The sequence below is a fragment of the Chlorobaculum parvum NCIB 8327 genome, assembly GCF_000020505.1.
GTDB classification, from domain to species: domain Bacteria; phylum Bacteroidota; class Chlorobiia; order Chlorobiales; family Chlorobiaceae; genus Chlorobaculum; species Chlorobaculum parvum_A.
Genome location: NC_011027.1, coordinates 2,042,944 through 2,068,901 on the forward strand (window position 1 = coordinate 2,042,944; position 25,958 = coordinate 2,068,901).

A 25,958-nucleotide genomic window follows, 5' to 3' on the forward strand; every position below is an offset into this window, starting at 1 on the left:
GATACCGATTAACGGAAAAATTCCGACCCGCAGACGATTCGAGAGTTGCGCAAAGCGTTGCTGAATCTTACCTTCAAATCAAACCAGAACAGCCCCTCGACCACCACGACCATGCCGCAACCGACAACCGACATCGCCATCCAGACCGACCGGCTCACCCGCTCGTTCGGCTCGCTCGTGGCCGTTAACGAGCTAAATCTGACGGTGCGGTCGAGCGAGATTTTCGGGTTGCTCGGGCCGAACGGGGCGGGCAAGACGACGACGATCAAGATGCTCACCACCATGCTGCCGCCGACGAGCGGTGCGGCGACGGTCGCCGGGCACAGCATCCTCGGCGACAGCATCGGCGTGCGCAAGCGTATCGGCTACGTGTCGCAGATGATTTCGGCGGACGGGGCGCTGACCGGCTTCGAGAACCTGCTGCTCTTCGCCCGCATCTACAACGTGCCGCGCCGCGAGCGCACCCGACGCATCGACGAAGCGCTCGCCTTCATGGGCCTCACCGACGCGCGAGACAAGCTGGTGCGCACCTACTCCGGCGGCATGATCCGGCGGCTCGAAATCGCCCTCTCGATGCTCCACCGGCCCGAGGTGCTCTTCCTCGACGAACCGACCATCGGCCTCGACCCAGCCGCCCGCCTCCAGGTCTGGAAGCGGCTGAAGGAGCTGCTCAAAACCTTCGGCACCACGATTCTGCTCACCACGCACGACATGGAGGAGGCCGAAGAATTGTGCGACCGGATCGCCATCATGAAGGAGGGAGTCATCGCCGCCGAAGGGTCGGCGAAAGAGCTGAAGCACCGCGCCGGAACAGACTCGATGAACCAGGTTTTCATTCACTTTGCAGGAGAGTTCAGTGACAGCAAGCCAAACTTCCGCGACATCAACCGCACTCGCCGGACGGCCAAACGGCTGGGCTGAAAAGTTCGACCCCGCCGGGTTCCTGCGCGACACGGCGGCCATCGTCGCCACCGAGCTGGCCAAGCTGCGCCGCGACCCGTCGGAAATCCTCAGCCGCTCGATCCAGCCCGCGCTCTGGCTGCTGGTCTTCGGCCAGGTCTTCGGGCGGATGCGCGCCATCCCCACCGGCAAGCTCGACTACTTCAGCTTCCTCGCGCCGGGCATCCTCGCGCAGAGCGTGCTCTTCATCGCGATCTTTTACGGCATCAACGTCATCTGGGAAAAAGACCTCGGCATTTTGCAGAAGCTGCTCGCCAGCCCCGCCCCGCGCAGCGCGCTCGTCTTCGGCAAGGCGGTCTCGGCGGGAATGCGCGCCATAGCGCAGGCAGCCATCGTCTATCTGATGGCGCTCGTCGCAGGCGTTCATCTGAACTGGTCGCCGCTCGCGCTCGGCGGCGTGCTCGTCGCCATCGTGCTCGGCGCGGCGCTCTTTTCGACCTTCTCGCTCATGATCGCCTGCCTCGTCCGGTCGCGCGAACGCTTCATGGGCATCGGTCAGGTCATGACCATGCCGCTCTTCTTCGCCAGTAACGCCATCTACCCGATCTCCATCATGCCCACCTGGCTCAAAATCGTCGCCCATATCAACCCACTCTCCTACCAGGTTGACCTCCTCCGCGCGTTGATGGTCGTCGGCGGCACGAGCACTTTCGGCATCGGGATGGATTTTCTGATGTTGATTGGAATGCTTGTTGCGCTGATCGTCGTGACATCGAAATTGTATCCGACGATTGTGCAGTAACACCCCCTCACTCCCCCTGCTTTTCAGTGAGATACTTCCAGTACTTCGCAGGCATGTTGGATTGCTGAAGGCGGGGGTTTTTGCGTTCGGGAATGGCGATGGTTTTGAAGAAGGTTTGCCAGTGCTGCTGCACGACCCGTTCCTCCGGGGAGAGTTTCGGGCGGCTGAACTGTTCGAGATTACCGAAGCTGAGTGCGTGGCCGTTCCAGTGGGCGGCGCTGTGGCGGCGAGCGTCGTAGATGAACCACTCCTGCGCGCGCAGGCGGCGGCTGAAGTGGCGGGCGAGGGGCTGGATGACGTTGTGGTCAGGTTCCATCCGCGCCAGCCAGGAACCATCGCGGAGCTGCTCGAAGCGCAGCAGCCCTTTCATGCGGTGCAGCTCGCGCCCGGCCTTGCGGGCGATTGCAACGACCGCCTTGACGTCAGGATGCGTCAGATAGCCGTTGACCCGGTCGCCGTGCTCGAAGGCGAGCGCGATGTAGCGCAACAGGCTCGTCTCCAGCTCGCTGGTTTCGGCCATCGTGAAGTACCACAACGTCTGCACAGCGTCGGGCGCTCGCTGCCGGAGCCGCCCGAAAAGCGCTTCGGCAAAAGCGGAGTCGGTGCGCAGGAACAGCCCCTCCTCGAACAGCGTGTCCTGCCGGATACCAAGCACAGTCTTTTCAGGATCATCACCGCTTTCGAGAATCGCGCCAATGGCCGATACCAGTCCTTCAGGCGTTCCGTCGTAGAGATACTTGTTCATGGCAATCAGGCGAAAAGCCCAGGCAACACGAGCTGCCGTGGCTGTTTCTGCTCACTTCCGTCACCAAGCAGCAGGCGCTGGCGGAGGCGAGCGGGCTGCTGGTCGATTTTGTCGAACGGGCGGCCCGAGCAGGTAATGAAATACTTTGCCCGCTTCATCACCACGCCGATCTTTTTCATCCCCTCGTGCGTGACGGGCGCGAAGCGCCGCGCGGCGATGATGCGTTTGGCGGAGACGACGCCAATGCCGGGAACGCGCAGCAGGGTGGCGTAGTCGGCGCGGTTGATTTCGACCGGGAAAAACTCCGGATGGCGCAGCGCCCAGGCGGTTTTGGGATCGAACGATTCGTCGAGGTTCGGCGCGTCGTCGGAGAGAATCTCCTCCGGCGAAAAGCCGTAGAAGCGCAACAGCCAGTCAGCCTGGTAGAGCCGATGCTCGCGCAGGAGCGGCGGGGCGGAGAGCACCGGCAGGCGGTTATCTTCATTGACCGGCACGAAGGCGGAGTAATAGACGCGTTTGAGGTTCATCTTGCGGTACAGCCCCTGCGAGAGCTGGAGGATTTGCAGATCGGTTTCGGGACTCGCGCCGATAATCATCTGCGTGCTCTGCCCGGCGGGGGCGAAGCGCGGTGCCTTGCGGCTCTTGCGCCGCTCGACGAGGCTGACGCCCGCCTCCGTGCCGATCAGCTTCATCGGAGCGAGAATCGCCTCCTTCTTCTTCTGCGGCGCAAGCCGTTGCAGCGACTCGTGCGACGGCAGCTCGATGTTCACGCTGATGCGGTCGGCGGCAAGCCCGGCGCGGCGGACAAGCTCGTCGCTGCTGCCAGGAATGATTTTCAGATGGATGTAGCCGCCGAAGCGCTCCTCGTTGCGCAGAATCTCCGCGACGCGCACCATCTCTTCCATCGTGTGATCGGGACTCACGTTGACCGCCGAGCTGAGAAACAGCCCCTCGATGTAGTTGCGCCGGTAGAACTCCATCGTCAGATCGACCACCTCCCGCGCGGTGAACGACGCGCGCGGCACCGGGTTGGACGAGCGGTTGACGCAGTAGGCGCAGTCGTAGCGGCAATCGTTGGAGAGCAGGATTTTCAGGAGTGAAATGCAGCGCCCGTCATCCGACCACGAGTGGCAGATGCCGCCTTGGGAGGTGTTGCCGACGCCACACGCCGACCCCTCGCGGCTGCTGCCGCTCGAAGCGCACGAGGCATCGTAGCGCGCCGCCCCTGAAAGGATGGTGATTTTTTCCTGAAGCTCCATAGAACGAATATACAAGGAGAGGGAGAAAATTGTAGGGGTAATCCCTTGCGGTTGCCCTTATTCGCCAGCATTTACAAGGTTCAGTGGTGGACCGGAATCCGGGCATCCCGACCAGTCGGGACGCCCCTACAAAGGGAGAGAGAACCTATCGGTTTTCGGACGGTTTCTGTAGGGGCGACCCTCGCGGTCGCCCTGAACTCCGCACCATCACCGCCCCAGCTTCGCGGCTCGCCGCAGCACCAGCTCCACCGTCCGGCGTGCTCCGGTGACGACGCCGGGCAGCGACTGACCTGGAAAGATCGAATCGCCGACGAGGAAGAGATTGGTGTACTTCGTGGCTGGCCCGCGCGCGCCGAAGAGCGAGGTCTGCGCATAGCCGCCGACCAGCCCGCGATGACGGCCCGTCCACTGTTCCCACGAATGCGGCGTGGCGGCTATCATCGAACGAATCGCACCGCGAGCTTCCGGAAGCTGCTCGTAAAGCAACGCGAGCGCCCGATCGGTGTACTCCCGCTTCAGCGCTTCATACGCCTCGCGACCCTGCCGCAGCGCCTCGAACCAGCGCTCCGGGCGGGTGTGCGTGGAGACGGTGACGGCTCGCTGACCCTCCGGTGCTCGTCCGGCATCGCCTGCCGGGGAGGCCGAAACGAAAAGACTGCGGCACTCGCCCAGCTCCCCCTCCGGTGCGACGATCTGTAAATGATCGGCTCCTGCCCGTTCGAAAAGCGACGAATCTACGCCGAGGTAAAGCATAAAGGCGCTCCAACCGGAGGGGGCTGGAACTTCGGATTCCGGGGCGGAATCGTCGAGAAGAATGAATGAGTCAGGCGTAAGATTGGCCACAACCATATCGGTTGCCAAGGCATCGCCATCGGCGGTTTCGACGCCCAAAACCTCACGGTTGATCGTATCGAGCCGGGTCACCTTTTTGCCGTACAGCACCGCCCCGCCGTCGCGCTCGATCGAGTCAACGAGCCACTGGGCGATCGTGCCGATTCCCCCCTGCACACTCCACGTGCCAGCCATCGGCAGATCGAGCGCAATGGCCGCGTTAAGCGCGTTGGCGTAGAGAGAGGTGGTCTGCACGGAAATCAGCAGCTGGGCGTCGATGAAGCGCACGAAGTCCGGATCGGCATGGAGTCGGTGCTGCCGGAGCCAGTCCCAGGCTGTGCGTCGCATGAAGGGCAGAAGCTGCGCAGAATCCGGCAATGCTGCAAGCGAGCGGCTGGCTAAATCGGCAACATCCCGAACGCCGGAAACCGGCCACGGCAAAGCTTCCACGGAGAGCTGCCAGAGCAGTCGGGCAATCTTGCCCTGCTCTTCCCAGAAAGCTTTCGAGCGGGGAAATCGCGAGATGATCGAGTCACGCGAGGAAAGCAGATCGAGACGAAGATCGCGATGGCGGTACTGCCAGGCCAGCGGCTCGGCGTGAACCGGCCACTCGATGCCGAGTTCGCGGCCAAGCCGGTCGAGCGGCCCGCCGGAGTGAAAGCCGCACCCGACCGTCGCGCCCGCATCAAACCGGTAGCCTCCGGTCGAAAACGTGGCCACGCAGCCTCCAGGGTAGCGTTGTGCTTCGAGCACCACCACCTGCACGCCACGCCGCGCCAGCAGCGCTCCGGCGGCAAGCCCGCCGATTCCGGCGCCGATGACGATACAGTGCAGATCACGCAAATCCATGGCAAAAAAACGAAAGGGTGAGTAAAAGACTCACCCTTCATAATCGCCGAAACAGGAAGACAATTCCCGTTAATCTTCGCGCAGCAACAGATGAATCTGCGTCCTGAGCTTTTCAGGTGGCGTTTCGAAAGGGTCGTCCAAGTAAATTTCGTAGGCCTCGCCATTCATCTCGAGACTGTTCTCGGCAATCCACTTCATGAGCGCACTGTACGCAGGCTCGATTTCGCTGTAAGGCCCGATATAGAGGCAGGTTGCCGCTTTGCCGGAAGGCGTCGAGGCGGAGACCACCCGGCCACTGACCTGAACGTTTCCGTCGACGGGATAACCGAATTCGACATCGAGCGATCCTTCACTCATATCGTAATACCGCGCAAAAGACGGGGCTGAAGGTTGCTTGCCCTGGCTTTCAAGCACCTGCCTGATCTCGCGAAAGCCGGAGTCGAACAAAGGCCCGATTTCAGACACGGCTACGCGTGTGCGAATAACAATGGCGGGAACGGGCGCAAGCTCTTTCAGCTCGCAGACGAACTGACATTCAAAATCCATAACTGAATTCCGGTTTGGTTACAGGTACGTATCCGGATGCTGAGGGAGGGTAATAAGAGTCGGCGTAGCGGGATTTGAACCCACGACCCCTTCCACCCCAAGGAAGTGCGCTACCAGGCTGCGCTATACGCCGATTAAGGACTGGATAATAAGAATATTCAGGAAATTACCCTAATGATTTTTACTGCGGATCATCTCAATCCGCGTTAAGTCCTGCCCGGCTACGGAAGCGATGCTTCACATACTCGATGCCCGGAATCAGCACTGAAACCACGATAATACCGAGAATCAACAGCTTCAGATTATCCTTGAAAAACGACATTTGGCCGAACCAGTATCCGCTGTAGGTAAACACCGCAACCCACAGCAAAGCACCGACAACATTGTACATGATGAAACGTGAGTAGGACATGGCCCCGATTCCGGCGACAAAAGGCGCGAAGGTTCGGACAATAGGAACGAAACGGGCGATAATGATGGTTTTGCCGCCATATTTCTCGAAAAATTCATGCGTCTGGCGCAAATGATCGGGATTGAAAAACCTCGACTTCTTGAAAGAAAACACTTTTGGCCCGAGCGCATGGCCGATGGAGTAGTTGACCGTATCTCCGAGAATAGCTGCAACGCTGAAGATGACAAAAAGCCAGTGCGGGCTGAGCTGCGACATCGGGATCGACGCCAACGAACCTGCGGCAAACAAGAGGGAATCACCCGGCAAAAGAGGCATAACCACCAGACCGGTCTCCAGGAAAACAATCAGAAAAAGAATCCCGTACAGCCAGAGACCGTACTCCGAAGCAAGAACCTGAAGATGCCCGTCAATATGCAGGATAAAATCGGCAAGTGTCGAAAACAACTCCATAAAATCACCACAATCCAAATTAACTTGATATAAAATCGTTCGTTACGCTATCAATTACATAGTCATCGCCACATGAGAAACAAACGATAATATAATCGCATAAAAACAATATCGAGCATAAAGGCAACTTTCGGCATGCGGCCTCCGGTATTCATCATTACAAATAATGATATATTAAGGTTTTTGGCAGAGCGCAAACCATGCGAACCCATGAGCTACCTTACAACATCCCGATGCCGGCTTTATTATGAGGATACGGCCGAGCAGGATCCTTCACAGAAAGAGAAACCTGCAATCCTGTTCGTCAACGGATGGGCCATCTCATCCCGTTACTGGAAACCGACCATCGAGTTGCTGAAGTCCGAGTACCGCTGCATCACCTACGACCAGAGCGGCACCGGCAAGACCTCCATCGACGGCCTGCATCCCGATTTGACGATTGCCGGGTTTGCCAATGAGGCCGGAGCGCTGATCGAGCACATGGGGCTCGACAAGAGCCGGAAGCTGCACATCGTGGGGCATTCGATGGGCGGCATGGTGGCAACGGAGCTGTGCCTGCGCTACAAGGATGCGCTGCTCTCCTCGACCATCCTTGCCTGCGGCATTTTCGAGGAGACGCCGTTTACCTCGCTCGGACTCATGTTCCTCGGCGGGCTGATCGACGTTTCGATGAGTTTCAGGAACATCTTCCAGGTCGAACCGCTGCGCTCGCTCTTCATCAAACGGGCTGCCACCGAACCGATCAGCAAGGAGTACAGCGACATCATCATCGAGGATTTCACTACCTCCGACAAAGCAGCCACCAACGCTGTCGGCCACTTTTCCATCGACCCGGTGGCACTGCGCACCTACACCCGAAGCGTCATTGAAATCGCCTCGCCGGTGCTCTGCTGCGTAGGCATGGCCGACCACACCATTCCTCCGGAAGGCACCGTCACGCTTTTCGAAAAGCGCAAGGCCTCGGCCTCGTCGCCCACCCGGCTGGTGCAGTTCATGCACCTCGGCCATCTGCCGATGCTCGAAGATACAGCGCGCTTTGTCGAAGAGCTGAAAAAACATTTTGAATTTGCGCAACATTTTTATAAAAAGACTCAGCCCTCAGAGTCCCTTGCCGAGAGGGTGCAGATACCGTGACCACCGGAGCCTGACACCAGACCATCCGACAGAAAGCGCAAAAGCACGAACCAGAATGAACCACCTTTTGAAATCCATGTTCACGTGAGCACGAAAAGCAAAAAGACGAAAAAGAAAAGAAGCAAAACCAAAAAGCGCGGTACGAACATCACCATGAAAATCGCCGGACTACTCCTTGTTATCATTATCGGTGCCGGCTCGCTGTTCGGCATCAGCCTGTTCAAAGGGCTACCGAGCCTTGAAGAGCTTGAAAATCCCAAACCGAACCTGGCCTCGCTGGTCTACTCCGAAGACGGCGTCCTGCTGCACAAGTTCTTTCTGGAAAACAGAACCTTCGTGCCGCTCAAGTCGATCTCCAAGTGGGTGCCAAAGGCCCTGATCGCCACCGAGGATGTGGCATTCTACCAGCACTGGGGCGTCGATCTCCGCCGCCTGACCCTGGCGATGGGCGAAAATATCATCAAGGGCCGCACCCGCTGGCATGGCGCGAGCACCATCACGCAGCAGTTGGCCAAAAACCTTTTCCTGACCCAGGAGCGCACCCTGAGCCGCAAGGCCAAGGAGTTGATTACGGCCATAGAGCTTGAAAAAACCTACACCAAGGACGAGATTCTGGCGCTCTATCTGAACACGGTCTATTTCGGTTCAGGAGCGTACGGCATCGAAGCTGCCGCCAACACCTATTTCGGCAAGAAGGCAAGCGAACTGACGATTCCGGAAAGTGCCTCACTGATCGCGACCCTCAAAAATCCAACCGCATACAATCCGGCCAAGAATCCGTCGACTGCTCTTGGACGCAGAAACCTGATCATCGGGCTGATGGAAAAAGAGGGCTTCATCACGCACGCCCAGGCGGTCAAGGCGAAAGCCACGCCGGTCACGTTGCACTACACGCCGAGCACCCATCACGGCCTGGCCCCCTATTTCACCGAATACATCCGCCAGAACATCAAAACGAGCTCGCAGCTTGACGGAGTCAACGTCTATAGCGATGGCCTGACCATTCAGACCACGCTCGACAGCCGGATGCAGCGCTACGCCCAGGAGGCCATCGCCCAACAGGCCGCGGCATTGCAGGCAGAGTTCGACAAGCGCTGGACATGCAGCGACGCGCTGAAAAAGCAGTTCATCAAGGAGAGCCCGCAGTATCGGGAGCTGGTGAACGAAGAGGGCGTTGCGCCGGCAACGGCACTCTCGAAGCTGCTGGCCGATAAAGTGTTCGTCAAGAATCTGCTGCACGATAAAAGCCGTGTCCAGATGGCCCTGATCTCGCTCGATCCGACCAACGGCCATGTAAAGGCCTGGGTCGGCGGCACCAATTTCAGCCCGGATGACTACCGCTACCAGTTCGACCATGTCTGGCAGGCCAAACGGCAGCCCGGCTCGACCTTCAAGCCGTTTGTGTATTCGGCGGCCATCGATCAGGGAATTCCGGCCAACTACAGGATTCTCGACCAGCCGCTGGCGCTGAGAGGCGGTGACGGCTCCGTCTGGATGGCTCGCAACTCCGAAGGCCAGTCCGGCGGCATGACCACCTTGCGTGACGCACTCCGACGCTCGCTGAATCAGGTGACCATCAGGCTTGCCTACCAGTTCCTGACCCCGTCGGAAATCATCAGCTATGCACGCCGCATGGGCATTACCACCCCCATGCAGCCGAACCTTTCGATTGCGCTCGGCACCTCCGAGGTCTCCCCGCTGGTGCTGGCCCAGGCATTCACGACGTTTGCCAACAACGGCACCTGGAGCGAACCGCTTCCGGTCACCAAAGTGCTTGACAAGCGCGGGGGCCTCATTACCGAACACAAACCGGTCAGCCATTTCGGCCTTGATCCAGCGAGCAACTTCGTCATGGTCACCATGCTCAAGGATGTCATCGATCGCGGTACCGGTATCGCCGTTCGGGCGCGCTACGGCTTCGACGCCGAGGCCGGTGGCAAGACTGGCACCACCCAGAGCATGAGGGATGCGTGGTTCGCCGGCTTCACGCCGCAGCTCGTCACGGTGGTGTGGGCAGGCTTCGACGACGAACGGGTTCATTTCACCTCGATGTCGTACGGTCAGGGCGCCAGAGCTGCGCTTCCGGCATGGGCTTCGTTCATGAAAAAGTGCTATGACGACCCGGAACTCCATCTGGAAAACCGCTATTTCACCATGCCCGACAATGTGATTGCCGTGCCGATTTCAGCTGGTTCGGGCGATCAGGGAGACCTGTTCAACCGTGATGTTTATGTAGAGTACTTCACGCCGAAAGGCTTTGCCCGCTACCGCTCTGGCGAGCTGAACAATACGCCGCCGCCGGCCCAGCAGGAATCGGACAACCCGCAGGACAGCACGAAAACGCAGACGGCACCGACACCGATACAAATGCCGGTGCTGACGCCTCAGGAACAGTATTAAATCAACATCTTCTTTGGTTTCAACCTCAATATGGCAACAACCCTTCAATCGGTCATCGTCCTCGACTTCGGGTCTCAGTACACCCAGCTCATCGCGCGTCGCATCCGTGAAATCGGCATCTACTCCGAGATTTTTCCCTACCACACCAGCGCCGAGGAGCTGAAAAAACACCAGCCGAAAGCGATCATCCTTTCCGGCGGCCCGAACAGCGTGTACGACGAAACCGCCTTCATGCCCGATCCGGAGGTGTTCAGCCTCGGCGTGCCGGTGCTCGGCATCTGCTATGGCCTGCAAGCAATCGCCAAGCACTTCGGCGGCAACGTCGAAAGCTCGTCGAAGCAGGAGTTCGGCCGCGCCAAGATGCTGGTGAGCCACGACGAGCGCGAGAGCATGCTGTTCAAGGACATTCCGGACTCGGACGTCTGGATGAGCCACGGCGACAAGGTGACCAAACTGCCCGACGGCTTCCGCGTTACAGCCAGCACGGCCAATGCCGAGATGTGCGCCATCGAGAGCTTCGGCAGCAAGGCTGCGCTGAAGGTGTTCGGCTTGCAGTTCCACCCTGAGGTGCAGCACTCGCTCTACGGCAAGCAGCTCCTTTCGAACTTCCTGATCGACATCGCGGGCATCACGCCCGACTGGTCGCCGAAGAGCTTTATCCAGCACCAGATCGAGGAGATCAAGCGGGTTGCGGGCGACTCGACCGTGGTGTGCGGCATCAGCGGCGGCGTCGATTCCACGGTGGCTGCCGTGCTGGTCAGCAAAGCGATTGGCGACAAGCTGCACTGCGTCTTTGTGGATAACGGCCTGCTCCGAAAGGACGAAGCGACAAAGGTGATGGAGTTCCTCAAGCCGCTCGGCCTGAAGGTGACGCTCGCCGACGCCAGCGACCTCTTTCTGGGACGACTCAAAGGCGTGGCTTCGCCGGAGAAGAAGCGCAAGATCATCGGCCGCACCTTCATCCGCGTGTTTGAAGAGAACATCCACGACGAGAAGTTCCTCGTGCAGGGCACGCTCTACCCGGACGTCATCGAGAGCGTCAGCGTCAAGGGGCCGTCTGAAACCATCAAGTCGCACCACAACGTCGGCGGCCTGCCGAAGCGCATGAAGCTCAAGCTCATCGAGCCGCTGCGCGAGCTGTTCAAGGACGAAGTCCGCGCCGTCGGACGCGAGCTTGGCATCGCCGAGGACATCCTGATGCGCCACCCCTTCCCCGGCCCTGGCCTCGCCGTGCGCGTGCTCGGCTCGTTGACGAAGGAGCGCCTCGACGTGCTGCGCGAAGCCGACCAGATTTTCATCGACGAACTCAAAGAGAGCGGCTTGTACCAGAAAGTGTGGCAGGCCTTCTCGGTGCTCCTGCCGGTGCAGTCGGTTGGCGTCATGGGCGACAAACGCACCTACGAAAACGTCCTCGCATTGCGCGCCGTCGAATCCACCGACGGCATGACCGCCGACTGGGCGCATTTGCCGCACGACTTCCTCTCAAAAGTCTCGAACCGAATCATCAACGAAGTCCGAGGCATCAACCGCGTGGCGTACGATATTTCGTCCAAGCCACCGGCGACGATCGAGTGGGAGTAAAGAAAAAGAGAGATTTCTGGAGATATGAAAAAACCCCGTCGATTTCGGCGGGGTTTTTTGTTGAGGGGAAGGAATGGTTAGCCAAAATGATTTTTGATGTGAAGAGATAAGATTAAAATAAAAGACTCGTCTCTACATTGTAACCTCATCCAGCTTCTTACTAATCCTGTTTTGCTCGTCGCTACCAATCGTTGAGAGACGCAGAATCGGCAAGCCGCATTTTGCCAACACGGCATCTTTGAGGGCGTCACGTTCAGCCTGTCGCGTGCCTTCGCGATGGAACGCATAGCCATCAACCTCGACAGCAAGCACCGGACTGTTATCGATGGTGCGGTAGATCACAAAATCGACATGCGTCCACGGATGGGTGGCATAGGCCGCCTCTTCGGGACTCAGCCCATCGGTATTGCGCACCAGCATCGAAAGCGGAAGCTGGAAAACGACACCCAAGCCCTGCTTCTCCTGAAGCACCGACTCTATGACGCCATGCACAAGGTTCTCCGAATCGTAGCGCGAAACCCGCTTTCCCTTTTTCAGCATCTCCCGGCGCACGGCGGCGTAGTCGCGATAGAGAAGGTCAAAGACCGAACGAGCCTTGCCCGGCAGAACCTCGCCATTGTTGTACCGGATGTAACGGACTAAATCGGCGACGTTGCCACTCCCCTCCGCCATCTCCGTCGAGACGACCAGCCAGAGCCTCTCCTGCGCACGGGATACGGCCACGTTCAGCAGATTCGGGTTATCGACGAACTCGTTGGCATCGTTCGCAACGGTCGATATGACGATGACCCGCTTCTCCCGGCCCTGATATTTATGCACCGTATCGACCTCGATCTCCTCCGGGCCAAGAGTGGACTGCATCAGGTCGGCCTGTTTCCTGAATGGCGAAACGATGCCGATGTCGTCGGGGTTGACCGATCGTAGCTCCGGCAAAACCTGTTGTGTGATTTCGTCAATCTGGCGCTGATTGATGGTGCCACGAGCGTGTCGCCCCTCGACGGTCACGATCGCTTTGAGCACCTCAGGCTCACCATGGTCGCGCGTCATGATCAGGAGTTCGCCCCCATAGAACTTCCGGTTGCAGAACTGAATGATTTTCGGATGGCACCGGTAATGCTCCCGCAGCAGCGTCTCCGGAAGTTCAGGGAACGCCGCACGCACGGCGGAGAGCAAGCTATGACGCTCGAAACGGCAATGCTCCGGAACATCGTAGCGCAACGCAACTTCGCTTGCTCTTTTGATATCCTGACCGGTCATCACATTGGGCAACTGCATGGGATCGCCCACAACGACGAGCTTCCAGGCGCAACCCATCGCAAGCACGCCGCTGAGCAGATCGACCTGGCTCGCCTCATCCACGATGACGCAATCGAACAGATAACCAGACTTGAGCGATGTGATAACCGAAAAGGTAGTGCTGAGAATGACCGGATATTCATCAAGAAATGCTTTGGGCTCCCGCCTGAGATCATCGAGCGTGAATCGCTTCCGTGCGCGGTTGTTGTAGTTCCCGGCAAGACGGTGCCTCAGCAGTTGCATCGACAGCTCTGTCAAGCGCTCCAGACGCTCCTCAAACCGGAATCCCGCGAGTGACGCTTCGAGCCCTTTCCGCCTCGCCTCCAGATCGGCGATCGAGCGAAGGTAGTAGGCTCTTTGCAACAGGGCAATGCGCTCCTCAACGGTGAGCGCGAACAAGACTCGACCCGCCAGACCAAACCGGAGCAGAAAACGAATCTTCTCCAGAAAACCGGCGCGATTGCCCGACGGCGAACGCTCCACCGCCTGACGCTTCATCTCCTCTTCACAGGCGAGCCAGTAGTTCAGCAGCTTTTTCGCGGAAGCTTTTGGCTTAAACGACCCCTCCGTCGCCTTCAGACTCCGCCCTCGGGTCTCCTCATAAAACTGTTCGAAGTGAACCATTTCAAGCCGGAGTGCATCGAGTTGCTCAATGACGGCCGCCAAATCGTTCTGCTCGGCAAACGCCTTATCGAGCTCGCTGTTCAGACGCAGAATCTCCTCGCGCGCAGCAGCCTCCTCGTCCGGTTGGAGCATCGGCAACTGAACTCGCCCGTCGCTCTGTGCCTCGATGAATGCCTCTTTATTCTCGTTGCTTCCGAGAAATGCCGCCATGAAATCCAGCTCGTACTTCTGAAGCTTTTCCAGCACATTGGCCGTCGCCGAGTTGTTGTTGGAGACCACGGCGATCCGCTTGTTCTGAAGCAGCAGGTTGGCGATCAGGTTCAGGATGGTCTGGGTCTTGCCGGTGCCCGGCGGCCCCTGAATGACGGAGACAGGATGCTGCATCGCTCGCTGCACGGCCATCTTCTGGCTCATGTTACAGCCGAATGGAAAAATGAGATCGAGCGGCAAACGCTTTGCAGAACCGGGAAAACGAGCCTCCAGAAAACTGGAAAGAATACTGCGGGTCGCACCCTGTTTCAGGTGCCGATACTTCATCGCCATCAGCGACTGGTCGTCAATCGACCGGAGAGGCGAACCTTCAGCGAGTTCCCGGAAATAGGCCAGAACATCCTGGCTTCGACCACTGGATGGCTCTGCTTGCTGAACATCAAGATCTGAAAACAGGCAAAGCCGCTGCTCTCCGCTTTTGTGAAAGAGTTTCACCCACTTCCCGAAATGGAGCACATCATCTATGTCGGCAAGCTGTGCCCCTTGAACGAACACACGGCTATCCCCGGTTGGTATGCGCTCAGGATTTGAAAGCCACTCAACATTACCGCTGGCATAGCGATAGGTCTTTCCACCGACATAGGTCACCGCCATCCGCCCGGCAGTTCGCTCGATGCGTGTGACTTGATCGGTAAGCTCCTTGCCTTTGATAATGATGAGGTGCCGTCTTGGATTCATACTCATCCACTTGTCTTTAAACTAAATCTCATTTAGCGATTTCCAGACTTGCTGAAATGGTCACATACGCTAATATCACCATTCCAGATAAATATTTCTTTCGCCCAACCCGCCTTTACAGTAAATAACTCCAGCCACATCTCCGATTTCAGGAAACAGCGTACCCGCCCCCTCCTTTTGAAGGTTCGCAAAACAACGCTATCTTTCCCCGTGCTTCACCCGCAAACCGGGCAGAATCATAAGCCATTACAAGACAACGCCTTGCCGCTCTCCCTCCGTCGTGGAGGAATAACCGACACCTTCAGCACATGCGCGAACTGCTGCTCATTACCATTTCCGGCCCGGACAAGCCAGGCCTGACCTCCAAAATCACCGAAGTCCTGGCACGCTACGACGTACCGGTGCTCGATATTGGCCAGTCGGTCATTCACAACCACCTCTCGCTCGGAATGCTCATCGAGGTGCCGAAAGCCTCCACCTCCGCGCCGATCCTGAAAGACCTGCTCTTTACGGCGCACACGCTCGGCCTTGTGATAGAATTTTCGCCGATCAACACGCGCGAATACCACAAATGGGTCGGCGAACAAGGCAAGCCGCGCTATCTGCTTTCGCTGCTCGGGCGGAAAATTTCATCGGAACATCTCGAACGGGTCACCACGCTGGTCTCGAAGCACGGCCTCAACATCGACACCATCAACCGCCTCTCCGGACGCCTGCCGCTCGAAGACGAGCGCGATCCGGGCCAGACCAAGGCGTGCATCGAGTTTTCGCTGAGGGGCGCGCTCAACGACGAAGAGCAGCTCAGGGCAGAAATGCTCGACATCACCGACAGCCTCGGAGTGGACATCGCGTTCCAGGAGGACAACATCTTCCGGCGCACCCGCCGCCTCGTGGTGTTCGACATGGACTCGACGCTGATTACGTCGGAGGTGATCGATGAGCTGGCGAAAGAGGCCGGGTCGGGCGATCAGGTGGCGGCCATCACCGAGCAGGCGATGCGCGGGGAACTCGACTTCACCGAAAGCCTGAAAATGCGGGTCGGCACGCTAAAAGGGCTGGAAGAATCGACGCTGCAAAAGGTGGCCGAGCGGCTGCAACTGACCGAAGGCGCAGAGCACTTGTTCCACAACCTGCACCGCCTCGGCTTCAAAACCGCCATTCTCTCCGGTGGGTTCACCTACTTCGGGCGCTACTTGCAGAAAAAGCTGAACATCGACTACGTCTTCGCCAACGAGCTGGAGATTGTGGACGGCAAGATGACTGGCAACGTCATTGGCCAGGTGGTCGATGGCAAACGCAAGGCGGCACTGCTGGAAGAGATCGCCACCACGGAAAACATCCGCCTCGAACAGACCGTCGCGGTCGGCGACGGAGCAAACGACCTCCCCATGCTCGGCAAAGCCGGACTCGGCATCGCATTCCGCGCCAAGCCAATCGTGCGCGAAACCGCAAAGCAGGCAATCTCTACGCTCGGCCTCGACGCGATACTTTATTTGATGGGATTCCGCGACCGCGACGCGCTGGAGGTGTAAGAAGCCGAATCAGGGAAAAGAAAAAATGGACGCTTATGACGTCCATTTTTTTCGTTAATCCACGTATTCCACAAAACGCTCGAACTCCCGAGGATCGGGCAACGTAATCGCGCCGGAGGGGCAGACGGGCACGCAGCGGGTACAGAGGACGAGGCAATTGTAGGGATTGGCTACCGTCATTTTGGGACGCTTCACAACCTCCGCATTCTCTTCTGCCGAGCCAAGGGCGAACACGCCGGGACGGCAAAATTCCGCACACTCCCCGCAGCCGTTACAGAGGTCTGAATCAATCGTCGGATACCACGCAATCTCCTCCCTCGGTGCAAGCAGCCGTTTCTTCTTTGCCATCATTTCTCCATTATCAATTAATCAACTTTCCAATCTCTACTGATCACTCGTCCAGATACTCCACGTACTTCTCGAAATCTTCTTTTTTCGGCAAGGTGATTGCTCCCGAGGTGCAGATGGGCACGCAGCGGTCGCAGAGTACGATGCAGTTGTAGGGGTGGCCGACCACGAGTTTCGGGCGCTGAACGCCGGTCGGGTCGGGTTCGCCCAGCTCGAAGACGCCGGGTTTGCAGAGCACTTTGCAGTCACCGCAGCCGTTGCAGAGGTCGGGCTTGATGGTCGGGTACCACGGAATCTCCTCACGCGGCACGAGCAGCCGCTTTTTGCGCATAGGCTTGGAGGTGTTCGATTTCTGGCTGTTGCCGGCGAGCGTCTGCTCCACCGCTTTTTTCCAGGCCTCGTCTGAAGCATCGTCGCCTGCGTCCATTGAGCGTGCCTTGAGGGCGCGCCGCAGGTTGCGCACGGGCACCAAACCACAGCCATCGCAGGTTGGCTTTTCGCATTTTCCGAAAAAACAGTCGAGAATCAGCATAAGCTATCGTTATTCAGTGCGTTCATCAGGCAAGCGCGGACTTGACCGAGGCGACGAAGGTTTCGATGGCTTTGCCGATACCATCCGGATCTTTGCCGCCGGCCGTGGCCAGTTCGGGTTTGCCGCCACCGCCACCTTTGACGCAGGCTGCAGCCTCTTTGACCAGCTTGCCGGCGTTGATCTTTTTCAACTTCACCGCCTCGTCGGAGGCGAAGCCTACGAGAAACACCTTACCATCCGTGACGCTGCAAAGCAGACCTGCCGCGCATGAAGCCTGTTCACGCAAAGCCACGGCAGCCTGTCGCAGTTCGTCACCGCCAAGACCGTCGAGCTGCTCGGTCATGATGCGGCAGCCGCCGATCTCTGCAGCGCTGGCAAGCGTTGCCGAAAGCTGGTTGAGCAAGCCGGAGAGGCGGCTCTCCTGAAGCTGCTTGTCGAGCGCTTTTTTCTCGTCGAGCAGCTCCTTGATTTTCGGCCCAGCCTCTTCGTCCGCCTTGAGCTTCAACAGATTTTTGATCTCCTGGAGGTTACGGTACTCCTGCCAGAGCAGCGCTTCGGCGGCTGCGCCCGTGACCGCCTCGATGCGGCGGATACCGGCGGCGACCGACGATTCGCTGACGATTTTAACCATGCCGATCTGGCCGATGTTGCCGACGTGGGTGCCGCCACACAGCTCGATGGAGATGCCGGGCACATCGACCACGCGCACGCGGTCGGCGTACTTGTCGCCGAAGAAGGCAAGCGCGCCGAGTTCGAGCGCCTCTTCGTACGGCACGTCGGCGTGCTTGGTGACGCCCGCCGCCTTGCGGATCTGGGCGTTCACTTCGTGCTCGACCTGCTCCATTTCCTCCGGGCTGACTTTCGAGAAGTGACTGAAGTCAAAGCGCAGGCGTTCGGGCGTCACCAGCGAGCCCTTCTGCTGCACGTGCTCGCCGAGCACTTTGCGCAGGGCGGCGTGAAGCAGGTGTGTGGCGGTGTGGTTGCGCTCGGTGGCGACGCGGCGATCGCGGTCAACGGCAGCCTCCACGCTGACAGCTCCCTCGAAGCTGAGGTCGGCGGGCGAAACCGCACAGTCGCGAACCTTGTCGCGCGCCGAGGTAACGAAATGGATAACAAGCTCGCCATCCTTACGCGTGTCGGTGACGTCGAGGCGATAGTCATCGGTCTCGATGGTACCGTGGTCGCCCACCTGGCCGCCGCTTTCAGCGTAGAATGGCGTCCTGTCAAGAACGACCATCAGCCGGTCGCCGCCAGTCTTGACGGCAGTAAGCGTCGCGCTGGTTTCAAGCGTGTCGTAACCGACGAACTCAGTCGGCGCTTCTGGCGCGAACCACTGCCATTCGCCGCCGTCGTCCTGCACCTGCATCTTGTCCTTGCGATCCATGCGGGCGCGTGTTTTCTGCTCGGTCATGCAGTGCTCGAACCCCTCCTCGTCGATGCCAAAGCCGACTTCAGCGGCCATCAGGCGAGTCAGGTCGAGCGGGAAGCCGAAGGTGTCGTAGAGCTTGAAGGCGTCCTCGCCGGAGATGGTCGTGCTACCGGAGGTTTTCATTCCGGCGACCACCTCGTTGAAGATTTCGGTACCGCGTCCAAGGGTGACAAGGAAGCTCTCCTCTTCGGCACGGATGATCTTTTCGACCGTCGGCTGCTGTTTTTCGAGTTCCGGGAAAACATCGCCCATCGTGCGCACCAGCACCTCGACCATTTTGTACATGATCGGTTCGTGGCAGCCAAGCGTGCCCGCGTAGCGCACCGCGCGGCGCAGAATACGGCGCAGCACGTAGCCTCGTCCCTCGTTGCCCGGCATCGCGCCGTCGGAGAGCGCAAAGGTAAGCGTACGGCAGTGGTCGGCGATGACGCGCATGGCGATGTCGGTCGCGCTGTCGAGCGAGGCAGTGTAGCGCACGCCGGTCAACTCGGTGATCTTCTCGAAAAGCGGGGTAAAGACGTCGCTATCGTAGTTCGAGGACTTGCCCTGAAGCACGGCCGTCACGCGCTCGAAGCCCATGCCGGTATCGACATGCTTTTGCGGCAGCGGCTGAAGGCTGCCGTCAGCCTGGCGGTCATACTGGATGAAGACCAGGTTCCACAACTCGATCACCCGGTGATCGCCGACGTTGACAAGCGGGCCGCCCGAACCGTCGGGGGTCAGATCAATGTGGATTTCCGAGCAGGGGCCGCACGGGCCGGTTTCGCCCATCTCCCAGAAGTTGTCCTTGTCGCCGAACTTCAGGATATGCGAGTGCTCGATGTCCGTTTCGCTCTGCCAGAGCTTGAAACTCTCCTCGTCGTCGTGATACACCGTTGCGTAAAGGCGCTCTTTCGGCAGCTTCCACACATCGGTCATCAGCTCCCACGCCCAACCGATCGCCTCTTTTTTATAATAGTCGCCGAACGACCAGTTGCCGAGCATCTCGAAAAAGGTGTGGTGGTAGGTGTCGCGCCCCACATCTTCAAGGTCATTATGCTTGCCCGAAGCACGGATGCACTTCTGCGTGTCGGCAGCGCGAGTGTACTCCCGCGTGCCCTTGCCGAGAAACACGTCCTTGAACTGGTTCATGCCGGCATTGGTGAACAGCAGCGTCGGGTCTTCGGCCGGAATAACCGGAGCCGAGCGGACGATCCGGTGCTCTTTGGCGGCAAAAAAATCCAGGAATGACTGTCGTATCTCTCGTGAATTCATAAGTGTCTGTTGCTTGCGGGTGTCGGGAAAGCCATGAGCGGCACTCCGGAGACCCCCTTGTGGGTATGAGCTGTGAAGCCCTGATTATGGCCGCGTACAGCGGTATATGGCCCGGAATTTAAGGTTTTTTACGCCTTCATGCCAGTGGATTTTGCGAGCAGCAAATTTGGCCGACAATGTCGCGATTACAAGCCTTGAAAGTGGTCTTAACAAAAAAGACACTATATTATCTTTTCAGTAACGAGTGACAGGTAACAAGCGACATGGCCCAGGGAATCCACTCTATCCCAAAGGCTCCATCGTTACCATTCCTTCTCTCAACCGTAAAGCGCAAGAGGCACCATGAGCTGGGGAATCGAAGATCCGAAAAAGAGAAAAGACATCCTCGACCTGATGGACATCGGAATCAGGAAAAACATGGCCAATCCGAACCATGTCAACGAGGTGAAAAAGAGTGAGATCGGCTGCTGGATGGAGCAGATTTACGGCATCATGCGATGTGACATCTGCGACCTGAGCAGCGAGTGCCCCGTCAGGGAGGAGCAGGAGTGGCAGGCCTGGCTGAAAGAGAACAATATGGTGGTCGAGAAGAAAAAAGAGCAATAGCGCCCCCATCCTCTTGCATCAAGCCTTCAAGGACTTTATATTTAACAATTGGCAAAAATTTGCCTCGGGCTGAGCATTGTCTGCCCGAACCCTCCGTTAGTGAGATTTTCTCCATACAGCCACGACATCGACTTCATGCCATGATCTGGTCATGCTTTGGAGTTGTTTTTGTCGTCAACAGACTTTTTCCTGGAAAACAGGAAGAAAGGTAACAGAGGTGACACTGCAATCTTAAACAATAACGACATGGTAACATCGAAAACCAGCGTGTCTGTGCTTTTTGCCGGTGACTCCGGCGACGGCATGCAGCTTACTGGCACCCAGTTCGCCAACACGGTGGCCGTTTATGGCTCGGACCTGAACACCTTTCCCAACTTTCCTTCGGAGATCCGCGCTCCTGCCGGCACCATCTCCGGCGTTTCGGGCTTCCAGATGCAGTTCGGCAGCAAGGCAATTTACACCCCCGGTGCGAAGTTCGACGTCATGATCGCCATGAACGCGGCGGCCCTGAAAGCCAACCTGCATAACCTGCACCACGGCGGCATCATCATTGCTGACAGCGACGGCTTCGACGCCAAGAACCTGCGCCTCTCCGGCTATGGCGAAGAGAACAACCCGCTGACCAATGGCAGCCTTGACGATTACCGTGTCTTCGACATTCCGGTCATCTCTCTTACCCGCACAGCCCTGGCCGACACCGGCCTGAGCGTCAAGAACATCGACCGTTGCAAGAACATGTTCGTGCTCGGCGTGCTCTACTGGCTCTACAGTCTGCCGATCGACACCACCGTCGATATGCTGAAGTCGAAGTTCAAGAACAAGATGGACATAGCTGAGGCCAATATCAAGGCGGTAAAGGCCGGTTACAACTTCGGCGAGACCACGACCATGTTCTCCGACTTCGGGCGCTTCAGCGTTGCTCCGGCTGGCAAGACTCCCGGCACCTATCGCCGCGTGACCGGCAACGAAGCCTCCGCTATCGGTCTGGCTGCCGCAGCTAAAAAGGCTGACCTGAAGCTGTTCCTCGGCTCTTACCCGATCACTCCGGCCACCGAAATTCTGCAGACCCTCGCCAACCTCAAGAAGTGGGGCGTCAAAACCTTCCAGGCTGAAGACGAAATCGCCGGCGTGCTGACCAGCATCGGCGCTGCCTACGGCGGTTCCCTGGCTGCAACGAGCACCTCAGGCCCCGGCCTTGCGCTCAAGAGCGAAGCCCTCGGCCTTGCGATGATTCTCGAAATTCCGCTCGTGGTGGTCAACGTGCAGCGCGGCGGCCCGTCGACCGGCCTGCCGACCAAGCCCGAGCAGTCCGACCTTTACATCTCGATGTTCGGTCGCCACGGCGACGCCCCGGTGCCGGTCATCGCGGCCTACTCGCCGGTCGACTGCTTCTACGCAGCTTACGAGGCTGCCAAGATTGCCGTCGAATACATGACCCCGGTGATCTGCCTGACCGACGGTTACCTTGCCTTCAGCTCCGAACCGATGCTGATCCCCTCCGGCGATTCGCTGGCAAAGATCACGCCGGTCTTCGCCAAAGAGCGCAAAGCCGATGACGAACCTTACCTGCCCTACAAGCGTGACGAGCGCGGCGTAAGGGCGTGGGCTATCCCCGGAACCAAGGGCCTCGAACACCGCATCGGCGGTCTGGAGAAGTGGGATCAGACCGGCAATGTTTCGCACGACCCGGCAAACCATGCTCTGATGACGAAGCTCCGTGCCGAAAAGGTAGAGCGCGTCGTCGATATCGTGCCCGACCAGACCATCGACAACGGCCCCGAATCAGGCGACCTGCTCGTGCTCGGCTGGGGTTCGACCTACGGCGCGATCAAGATTGCTGTGGAGCGCGGTATTGAAGCGGGCCTCAGCGTCTCGCACGCACATCTGCGTTACCTCAACCCATTCCCGAAGAACCTCGGTGAGCTTTTCGGCAAATTCAAAAAAGTGCTCATCCCGGAGAACAACAACGGCCAGCTGGTGCACATCATCAGGGACCGCTTCCTTATCGAACCGGTCAGCTATACCAAGGTCGAAGGCCTGCCGTTCAACGAGATGGAACTCGAAGCAAAAATCACCGATATCGTAAAGGAGCTCTAAATCATGACCGAAACCCATACCCAACTGACGGCGAAGGATTTCACGTCGAACCAGGAACCCAAGTGGTGTGCCGGCTGCGGTGACCACGCCGTCCTCCAGCAGCTGAAAAGCGCCATGGCCGAACTCGGGCTCAAGACCGAAGAGGTTGCGGTGATCTCGGGCATTGGCTGTTCGTCGCGTCTTCCCTACTACGTCAACACCTATGGCCTGCACGGCATCCATGGCCGCGCCCTTCCGGTGGCCAGCGGACTGAAAGCGGCCAACCCGAATCTCAGCGTTTGGGTTGCGACCGGTGACGGCGACGCTCTCTCGATCGGTGGCAACCACTACATCCACACGATCAGAAGGAATCCCGACATCAACATCATCCTTCTGAATAACGAGATCTACGGTCTCACGAAAGGCCAGTACTCCCCGACCTCGAAACTCGGTCAGAGGACGGTCACCTCGCCACAGGGCGTCATCGATTATCCGATGAACACCATCGCCCTCACGCTCGGCTCGGGCGGCACCTTCGTCGCAAGGGTCATGGATCGCGACGGCAAGTTCATCCGCGAGGTCTTCAAGCGTGGTGCCGAGCACAAGGGCACGGCGCTCATTGAGATCTACCAGAACTGCCCGATCTTCAACGACGGCTGCTTCGCCCCGTTCACCGACCGCGAGCGCAAAGCCGACACGACCCTCTACGTCGAGCACGGCAAACCGCTGGTTTTCGGCAAGGACGACCAGAAGGGCATCCGCCTCGACGGATTCACCCCGAAGGTGGTCGATCTGAACGACTCGTCGGTTTCGAAGGATGATCTCTGGATTCACGACGAAAACGACTTCAACAAGGCGAACCTCCTTTCTCGCTTCTTCGACGATCCGAACGCCTCCGAAGAGGTGCTCCCGAGACCTTTCGGCATTTTCTACGTCGAGGATCGCTTCACCTATGAAGAGGCTCTGGACGCACAGGTCGCAAAAGCCCAGGAGAATGGCGAAGGCACGCTCGACGAGCTGCTTGCCGGAAAAAGCACCTGGACGATCAAGTAAGCTGTACACAGCTGTACACCAACAAAAAACCGGCTTCGAGCCGGTTTTTTTGTTACAAGTCTGACATGCTATGTCTTCAATAAAAAAGCAGGCGTCGGAGAAAACTCCGCGCCTGCTCGAAAAATGTCAACGATCACTCAGGCTTCTGCCTCGTTCCATACTCCCATCGAAGAGAACTTCGCGATGCGCTCATCCACCAAAGTTGAGGCATCTTTGCTCAACAGCCCCTGCAACTCCTCGATCAGCATCGACTTGAGGGTCGAAGCCATCACTTCCGGCTTCTGGTGCGCGCCACCGAGCGGCTCGGGCACGATGCGGTCGATGATTCCCTGGGCAAGCAAATCGTCAGCCGTGAGTTTAAGCGCTTCGGCAGCCTGCTCCTTGTAGTTCCAGCTCCGCCAGAGGATCGACGAACAGCTTTCCGGCGAAATGACCGAGTACCAGGAGTTTTCGGCCATCAGAATTCGGTCGCCGACGCCGATGCCGATCGCTCCACCGCTGGCGCCTTCGCCGATAATGACACAGATAACCGGCACTTTCAGCCCGGCCATTTCGTACAGGTTGCGCGCAATCGCTTCGGCCTGTCCGCGCTCTTCAGCCTCGATGCCCGGAAACGCTCCGGGAGTGTCGATCAGGGTGATAACCGGCTTGCCGAACTTCTCGGCCATTTTCATAAGGCGAAGCGCTTTTCGGTAACCTTCAGGCTGCGCCATACCGAAGTTCCGGTAAAGGTTCGATTTGGTATCGCGCCCTTTCTGGTGGCCGATGACCATGACGCTTTGCGAAAAACCGGAATCCTTGTCTTCAAGACGAGCCAGGCCGCCGATGATCGCCTTGTCATCTCCAAATTGACGGTCGCCCGACAACTCGACGAAATCTTTCGTCATCATGTAGATGTAGTCGAGCGTGTAGGGGCGTTCCGGATGACGGGCCAGCTGCACCTTCTGCCACCGGGTCAGGTTTTTGTAGATCGTTTTGCGAAGTGACTCAACCTTGGCTTCGAGGGCTTCGATCTCGCCTCTCAGCCCTTCGCGGCTTTCCGTACGGGCATCAAACTCTCCGCTTTTCAGATACACCCTCATTTCGCTGAGCTTCTCTTCAAGCTCATAGAGGGGTTTTTCAAAATCAAGGACAACTTTGGCAGCCATAACGTGCGTACTCCTGATAAAAAAAGTCCATCACTGCGCAAGCATATGATGGACTCTTAACATTCGATCGATGATAACTTCTTTTTCGGTAGAGGGTTAACAGCCAATCTCGTCTTTAAGTGCCTTGCCCGGTTTGAACTTGACAACTTTCTTAGCGGCAATGGTAATGGTTTCACCAGTCTGAGGATTGCGCCCCTGACGTTCGGCGCGATCTCCGGTCGTAAAGGTTCCAAAGCCAACCAGAGTTACATCATCTCCACCTTTCAGGGTAGAGGTCACAACGTTGATGAAGGCGTTCACCGCTCTTTCGGCTTCCGCTTTGGTCATGCCGGTCTCTGCGGCAATTTGTTCTACTAACTCGGCTTTCGACATAAGAAGTGTGCGATTTACGTTGGAGGAAAAATAGCTTATCTCTTTCCAATTACTACTATAAGATCAATTTACAGACTGACAAACAAACATCCAATTTGTTTTTACGCTTGTTCAGGGCGGGTTTCGACTCGTCATTGGTATTGAACGCCTGCGGTGTTATATTCATTTTCTTTTTTCTTTTAACCATTGTTTTGCAGGCACCGCTCAGAAATCGCCTGTTTCACCTAATCACGTCATGGTTTCAATAAGCAACGTCTCAAAAGGGGCCATCATCCGCTGGAAGGGTGAACCCCACAGCATCGAAAGCCTTGTGCATCGCACGCCAGGCAACCTTCGCGCCTTCTATCAGGCCAGCATGAAAAACCTCAAGACCGGCCGCAACGTCGAGTACCGCTTCAGCGCCACCGAGCAGGTCGATGTCATCGTCACCGAGAGAAAGAAATACCAGTACCTCTATCGAGACGGTGAAGATTATGTCATGATGGATACCGAAACCTTCGACCAGATCAACGTGCCGGAAGTGGCCATCGGTTCTGCATCACGCTTCATCAAGGATGCCGTGATGGTCGATATCGTGTTTGCCGATGACGGCTCGATTCTCGAAGTTGAACTGCCGACCTTCGTTGAACTGGAGGTTACCGAAACCAACCCTGCAAGCAAGGATGACCGCGCCACCAGCGGCACCAAGCCGGCCATCGTCGAAACCGGTGCCGAGGTGAACGTGCCCATGTTTATCCAGACCGGCAGCATCATCCGCATCGACACCCGGAGCGGCGAGTACATGGATAGAGTTAAAAAGTGATTAACTTGCCAGTCATAACCGAATTGCGC

Annotated in this window: 21 protein-coding genes and 1 tRNA gene; 10 read left to right on the plus strand and 12 right to left on the minus strand. The window is 57.9% G+C overall.

Going from position 1 to position 25,958, the window contains the following annotated elements:
• The first annotated feature begins 111 nt into the window (after positions 1 to 111).
• A complete protein-coding gene (locus CPAR_RS09420; RefSeq protein WP_012503084.1) occupies positions 112 to 921 on the plus strand; it encodes an ATP-binding cassette domain-containing protein in 810 nt (269 codons plus the stop codon).
• Positions 857 to 1,702, plus strand: a complete 846-nt coding sequence (locus CPAR_RS09425) for an ABC transporter permease (protein WP_012503085.1) — start codon at positions 857 to 859, stop codon at positions 1,700 to 1,702. The genes CPAR_RS09420 and CPAR_RS09425 overlap by 65 nt, the downstream gene beginning before the upstream one ends.
• A 7-nt stretch (positions 1,703 to 1,709) precedes the next feature.
• Here CPAR_RS09425 and CPAR_RS09430 read toward each other — a convergent pair whose 3' ends face one another.
• The 6 genes from CPAR_RS09430 to CPAR_RS09455 form a co-directional block, all read right to left on the minus strand.
• Entirely contained in the window at positions 1,710 to 2,447 is a 738-nt protein-coding gene (locus tag CPAR_RS09430) for a TIGR03915 family putative DNA repair protein (protein ID WP_012503086.1), read from the minus strand.
• 5 nt (positions 2,448 to 2,452) lie between these two features.
• On the minus strand, positions 2,453 to 3,706 hold the full coding sequence (locus tag CPAR_RS09435; RefSeq protein ID WP_012503087.1) for a putative DNA modification/repair radical SAM protein: 1,254 nt from the start codon (positions 3,704 to 3,706) through the stop codon (positions 2,453 to 2,455).
• A 207-nt stretch (positions 3,707 to 3,913) separates the two neighbouring features.
• The gene (locus tag CPAR_RS09440; protein ID WP_012503088.1) at positions 3,914 to 5,386 is read right to left on the minus strand and encodes a phytoene desaturase family protein; all 1,473 of its coding nucleotides are present in this window, start codon (positions 5,384 to 5,386) and stop codon (positions 3,914 to 3,916) included.
• 69 nt (positions 5,387 to 5,455) lie between these two features.
• Positions 5,456 to 5,932 carry a GyrI-like domain-containing protein gene (locus CPAR_RS09445; protein WP_012503089.1) on the minus strand — a complete coding sequence of 159 codons (477 nt, stop codon included), beginning with the start codon at positions 5,930 to 5,932 and terminating at the stop codon, positions 5,456 to 5,458.
• A gap of 59 nt (positions 5,933 to 5,991) precedes the next feature.
• Positions 5,992 to 6,065: transfer RNA gene (locus CPAR_RS09450), tRNA-Pro, on the minus strand.
• Positions 6,066 to 6,128: 63 nt separating this feature from the next.
• Complete coding sequence (locus tag CPAR_RS09455) at positions 6,129 to 6,794, minus strand: DedA family protein (RefSeq protein WP_012503090.1); 666 nt, start codon at positions 6,792 to 6,794, stop codon at positions 6,129 to 6,131.
• Positions 6,795 to 7,004: 210 nt separating this feature from the next.
• Between CPAR_RS09455 and CPAR_RS09460 the strand changes: the two genes are divergently transcribed.
• The 3 genes from CPAR_RS09460 (at position 7,005) to guaA (ending at position 11,909) form a co-directional block, all read left to right on the plus strand.
• A complete protein-coding gene (locus CPAR_RS09460) occupies positions 7,005 to 7,928 on the plus strand; it encodes an alpha/beta fold hydrolase (RefSeq protein WP_012503091.1) in 924 nt (307 codons plus the stop codon).
• Between the two features lie 153 nt (positions 7,929 to 8,081).
• The gene (locus tag CPAR_RS09465; protein WP_049755897.1) at positions 8,082 to 10,328 is read left to right on the plus strand and encodes a penicillin-binding protein 1A; all 2,247 of its coding nucleotides are present in this window, start codon (positions 8,082 to 8,084) and stop codon (positions 10,326 to 10,328) included.
• A gap of 30 nt (positions 10,329 to 10,358) precedes the next feature.
• Entirely contained in the window at positions 10,359 to 11,909 is a 1,551-nt protein-coding gene (guaA, locus tag CPAR_RS09470; protein ID WP_012503093.1) for a glutamine-hydrolyzing GMP synthase, read from the plus strand.
• A gap of 132 nt (positions 11,910 to 12,041) precedes the next feature.
• Here guaA and CPAR_RS09475 read toward each other — a convergent pair whose 3' ends face one another.
• A complete protein-coding gene (locus CPAR_RS09475) occupies positions 12,042 to 14,777 on the minus strand; it encodes an AAA domain-containing protein (RefSeq protein ID WP_232203902.1) in 2,736 nt (911 codons plus the stop codon).
• A gap of 308 nt (positions 14,778 to 15,085) precedes the next feature.
• Between CPAR_RS09475 and serB the strand changes: the two genes are divergently transcribed.
• A complete protein-coding gene (gene serB, locus CPAR_RS09480; protein ID WP_012503095.1) occupies positions 15,086 to 16,309 on the plus strand; it encodes a phosphoserine phosphatase SerB in 1,224 nt (407 codons plus the stop codon).
• A 54-nt stretch (positions 16,310 to 16,363) separates the two neighbouring features.
• Here serB and CPAR_RS09485 read toward each other — a convergent pair whose 3' ends face one another.
• From CPAR_RS09485 to alaS, 3 genes are read right to left on the minus strand one after another with little or no spacing between them, the layout of a single operon-like run.
• Positions 16,364 to 16,657, minus strand: a complete 294-nt coding sequence (locus CPAR_RS09485) for a 4Fe-4S dicluster domain-containing protein (protein WP_012503096.1) — start codon at positions 16,655 to 16,657, stop codon at positions 16,364 to 16,366.
• A gap of 43 nt (positions 16,658 to 16,700) precedes the next feature.
• Positions 16,701 to 17,189 carry a 4Fe-4S dicluster domain-containing protein gene (locus tag CPAR_RS11210; RefSeq protein WP_012503097.1) on the minus strand — a complete coding sequence of 163 codons (489 nt, stop codon included), beginning with the start codon at positions 17,187 to 17,189 and terminating at the stop codon, positions 16,701 to 16,703.
• A 25-nt stretch (positions 17,190 to 17,214) separates the two neighbouring features.
• Positions 17,215 to 19,872 (minus strand): alanine--tRNA ligase, encoded by a 2,658-nt coding sequence (alaS, locus tag CPAR_RS09495; protein WP_012503098.1) that lies wholly within the window; start codon positions 19,870 to 19,872, stop codon positions 17,215 to 17,217.
• Positions 19,873 to 20,214: 342 nt separating this feature from the next.
• Between alaS and CPAR_RS09500 the strand changes: the two genes are divergently transcribed.
• The 3 genes from CPAR_RS09500 to CPAR_RS09510 all read left to right on the plus strand — a co-directional run bounded on the left by CPAR_RS09500 (position 20,215) and on the right by CPAR_RS09510 (position 23,607).
• Positions 20,215 to 20,478: a hypothetical protein gene (locus tag CPAR_RS09500; protein WP_012503099.1), complete on the plus strand. Its 264-nt coding sequence runs from the start codon at positions 20,215 to 20,217 to the stop codon at positions 20,476 to 20,478.
• A gap of 246 nt (positions 20,479 to 20,724) precedes the next feature.
• The gene (locus tag CPAR_RS09505) at positions 20,725 to 22,575 is read left to right on the plus strand and encodes a 2-oxoacid:acceptor oxidoreductase subunit alpha (protein WP_012503100.1); all 1,851 of its coding nucleotides are present in this window, start codon (positions 20,725 to 20,727) and stop codon (positions 22,573 to 22,575) included.
• A 3-nt stretch (positions 22,576 to 22,578) separates the two neighbouring features.
• The gene (locus tag CPAR_RS09510) at positions 22,579 to 23,607 is read left to right on the plus strand and encodes a 2-oxoacid:ferredoxin oxidoreductase subunit beta (protein WP_012503101.1); all 1,029 of its coding nucleotides are present in this window, start codon (positions 22,579 to 22,581) and stop codon (positions 23,605 to 23,607) included.
• A 137-nt stretch (positions 23,608 to 23,744) separates the two neighbouring features.
• Here CPAR_RS09510 and CPAR_RS09515 read toward each other — a convergent pair whose 3' ends face one another.
• Both CPAR_RS09515 and CPAR_RS09520 read right to left on the minus strand, forming a co-directional pair.
• Entirely contained in the window at positions 23,745 to 24,755 is a 1,011-nt protein-coding gene (locus CPAR_RS09515; protein ID WP_012503102.1) for an acetyl-CoA carboxylase carboxyltransferase subunit alpha, read from the minus strand.
• A gap of 96 nt (positions 24,756 to 24,851) precedes the next feature.
• Entirely contained in the window at positions 24,852 to 25,127 is a 276-nt protein-coding gene (locus tag CPAR_RS09520) for an HU family DNA-binding protein (RefSeq protein WP_012503103.1), read from the minus strand.
• A gap of 235 nt (positions 25,128 to 25,362) precedes the next feature.
• Between CPAR_RS09520 and efp the strand changes: the two genes are divergently transcribed.
• Positions 25,363 to 25,929: an elongation factor P gene (efp, locus tag CPAR_RS09525; protein WP_012503104.1), complete on the plus strand. Its 567-nt coding sequence runs from the start codon at positions 25,363 to 25,365 to the stop codon at positions 25,927 to 25,929.
• Positions 25,930 to 25,958: the final 29 nt, after the last annotated feature.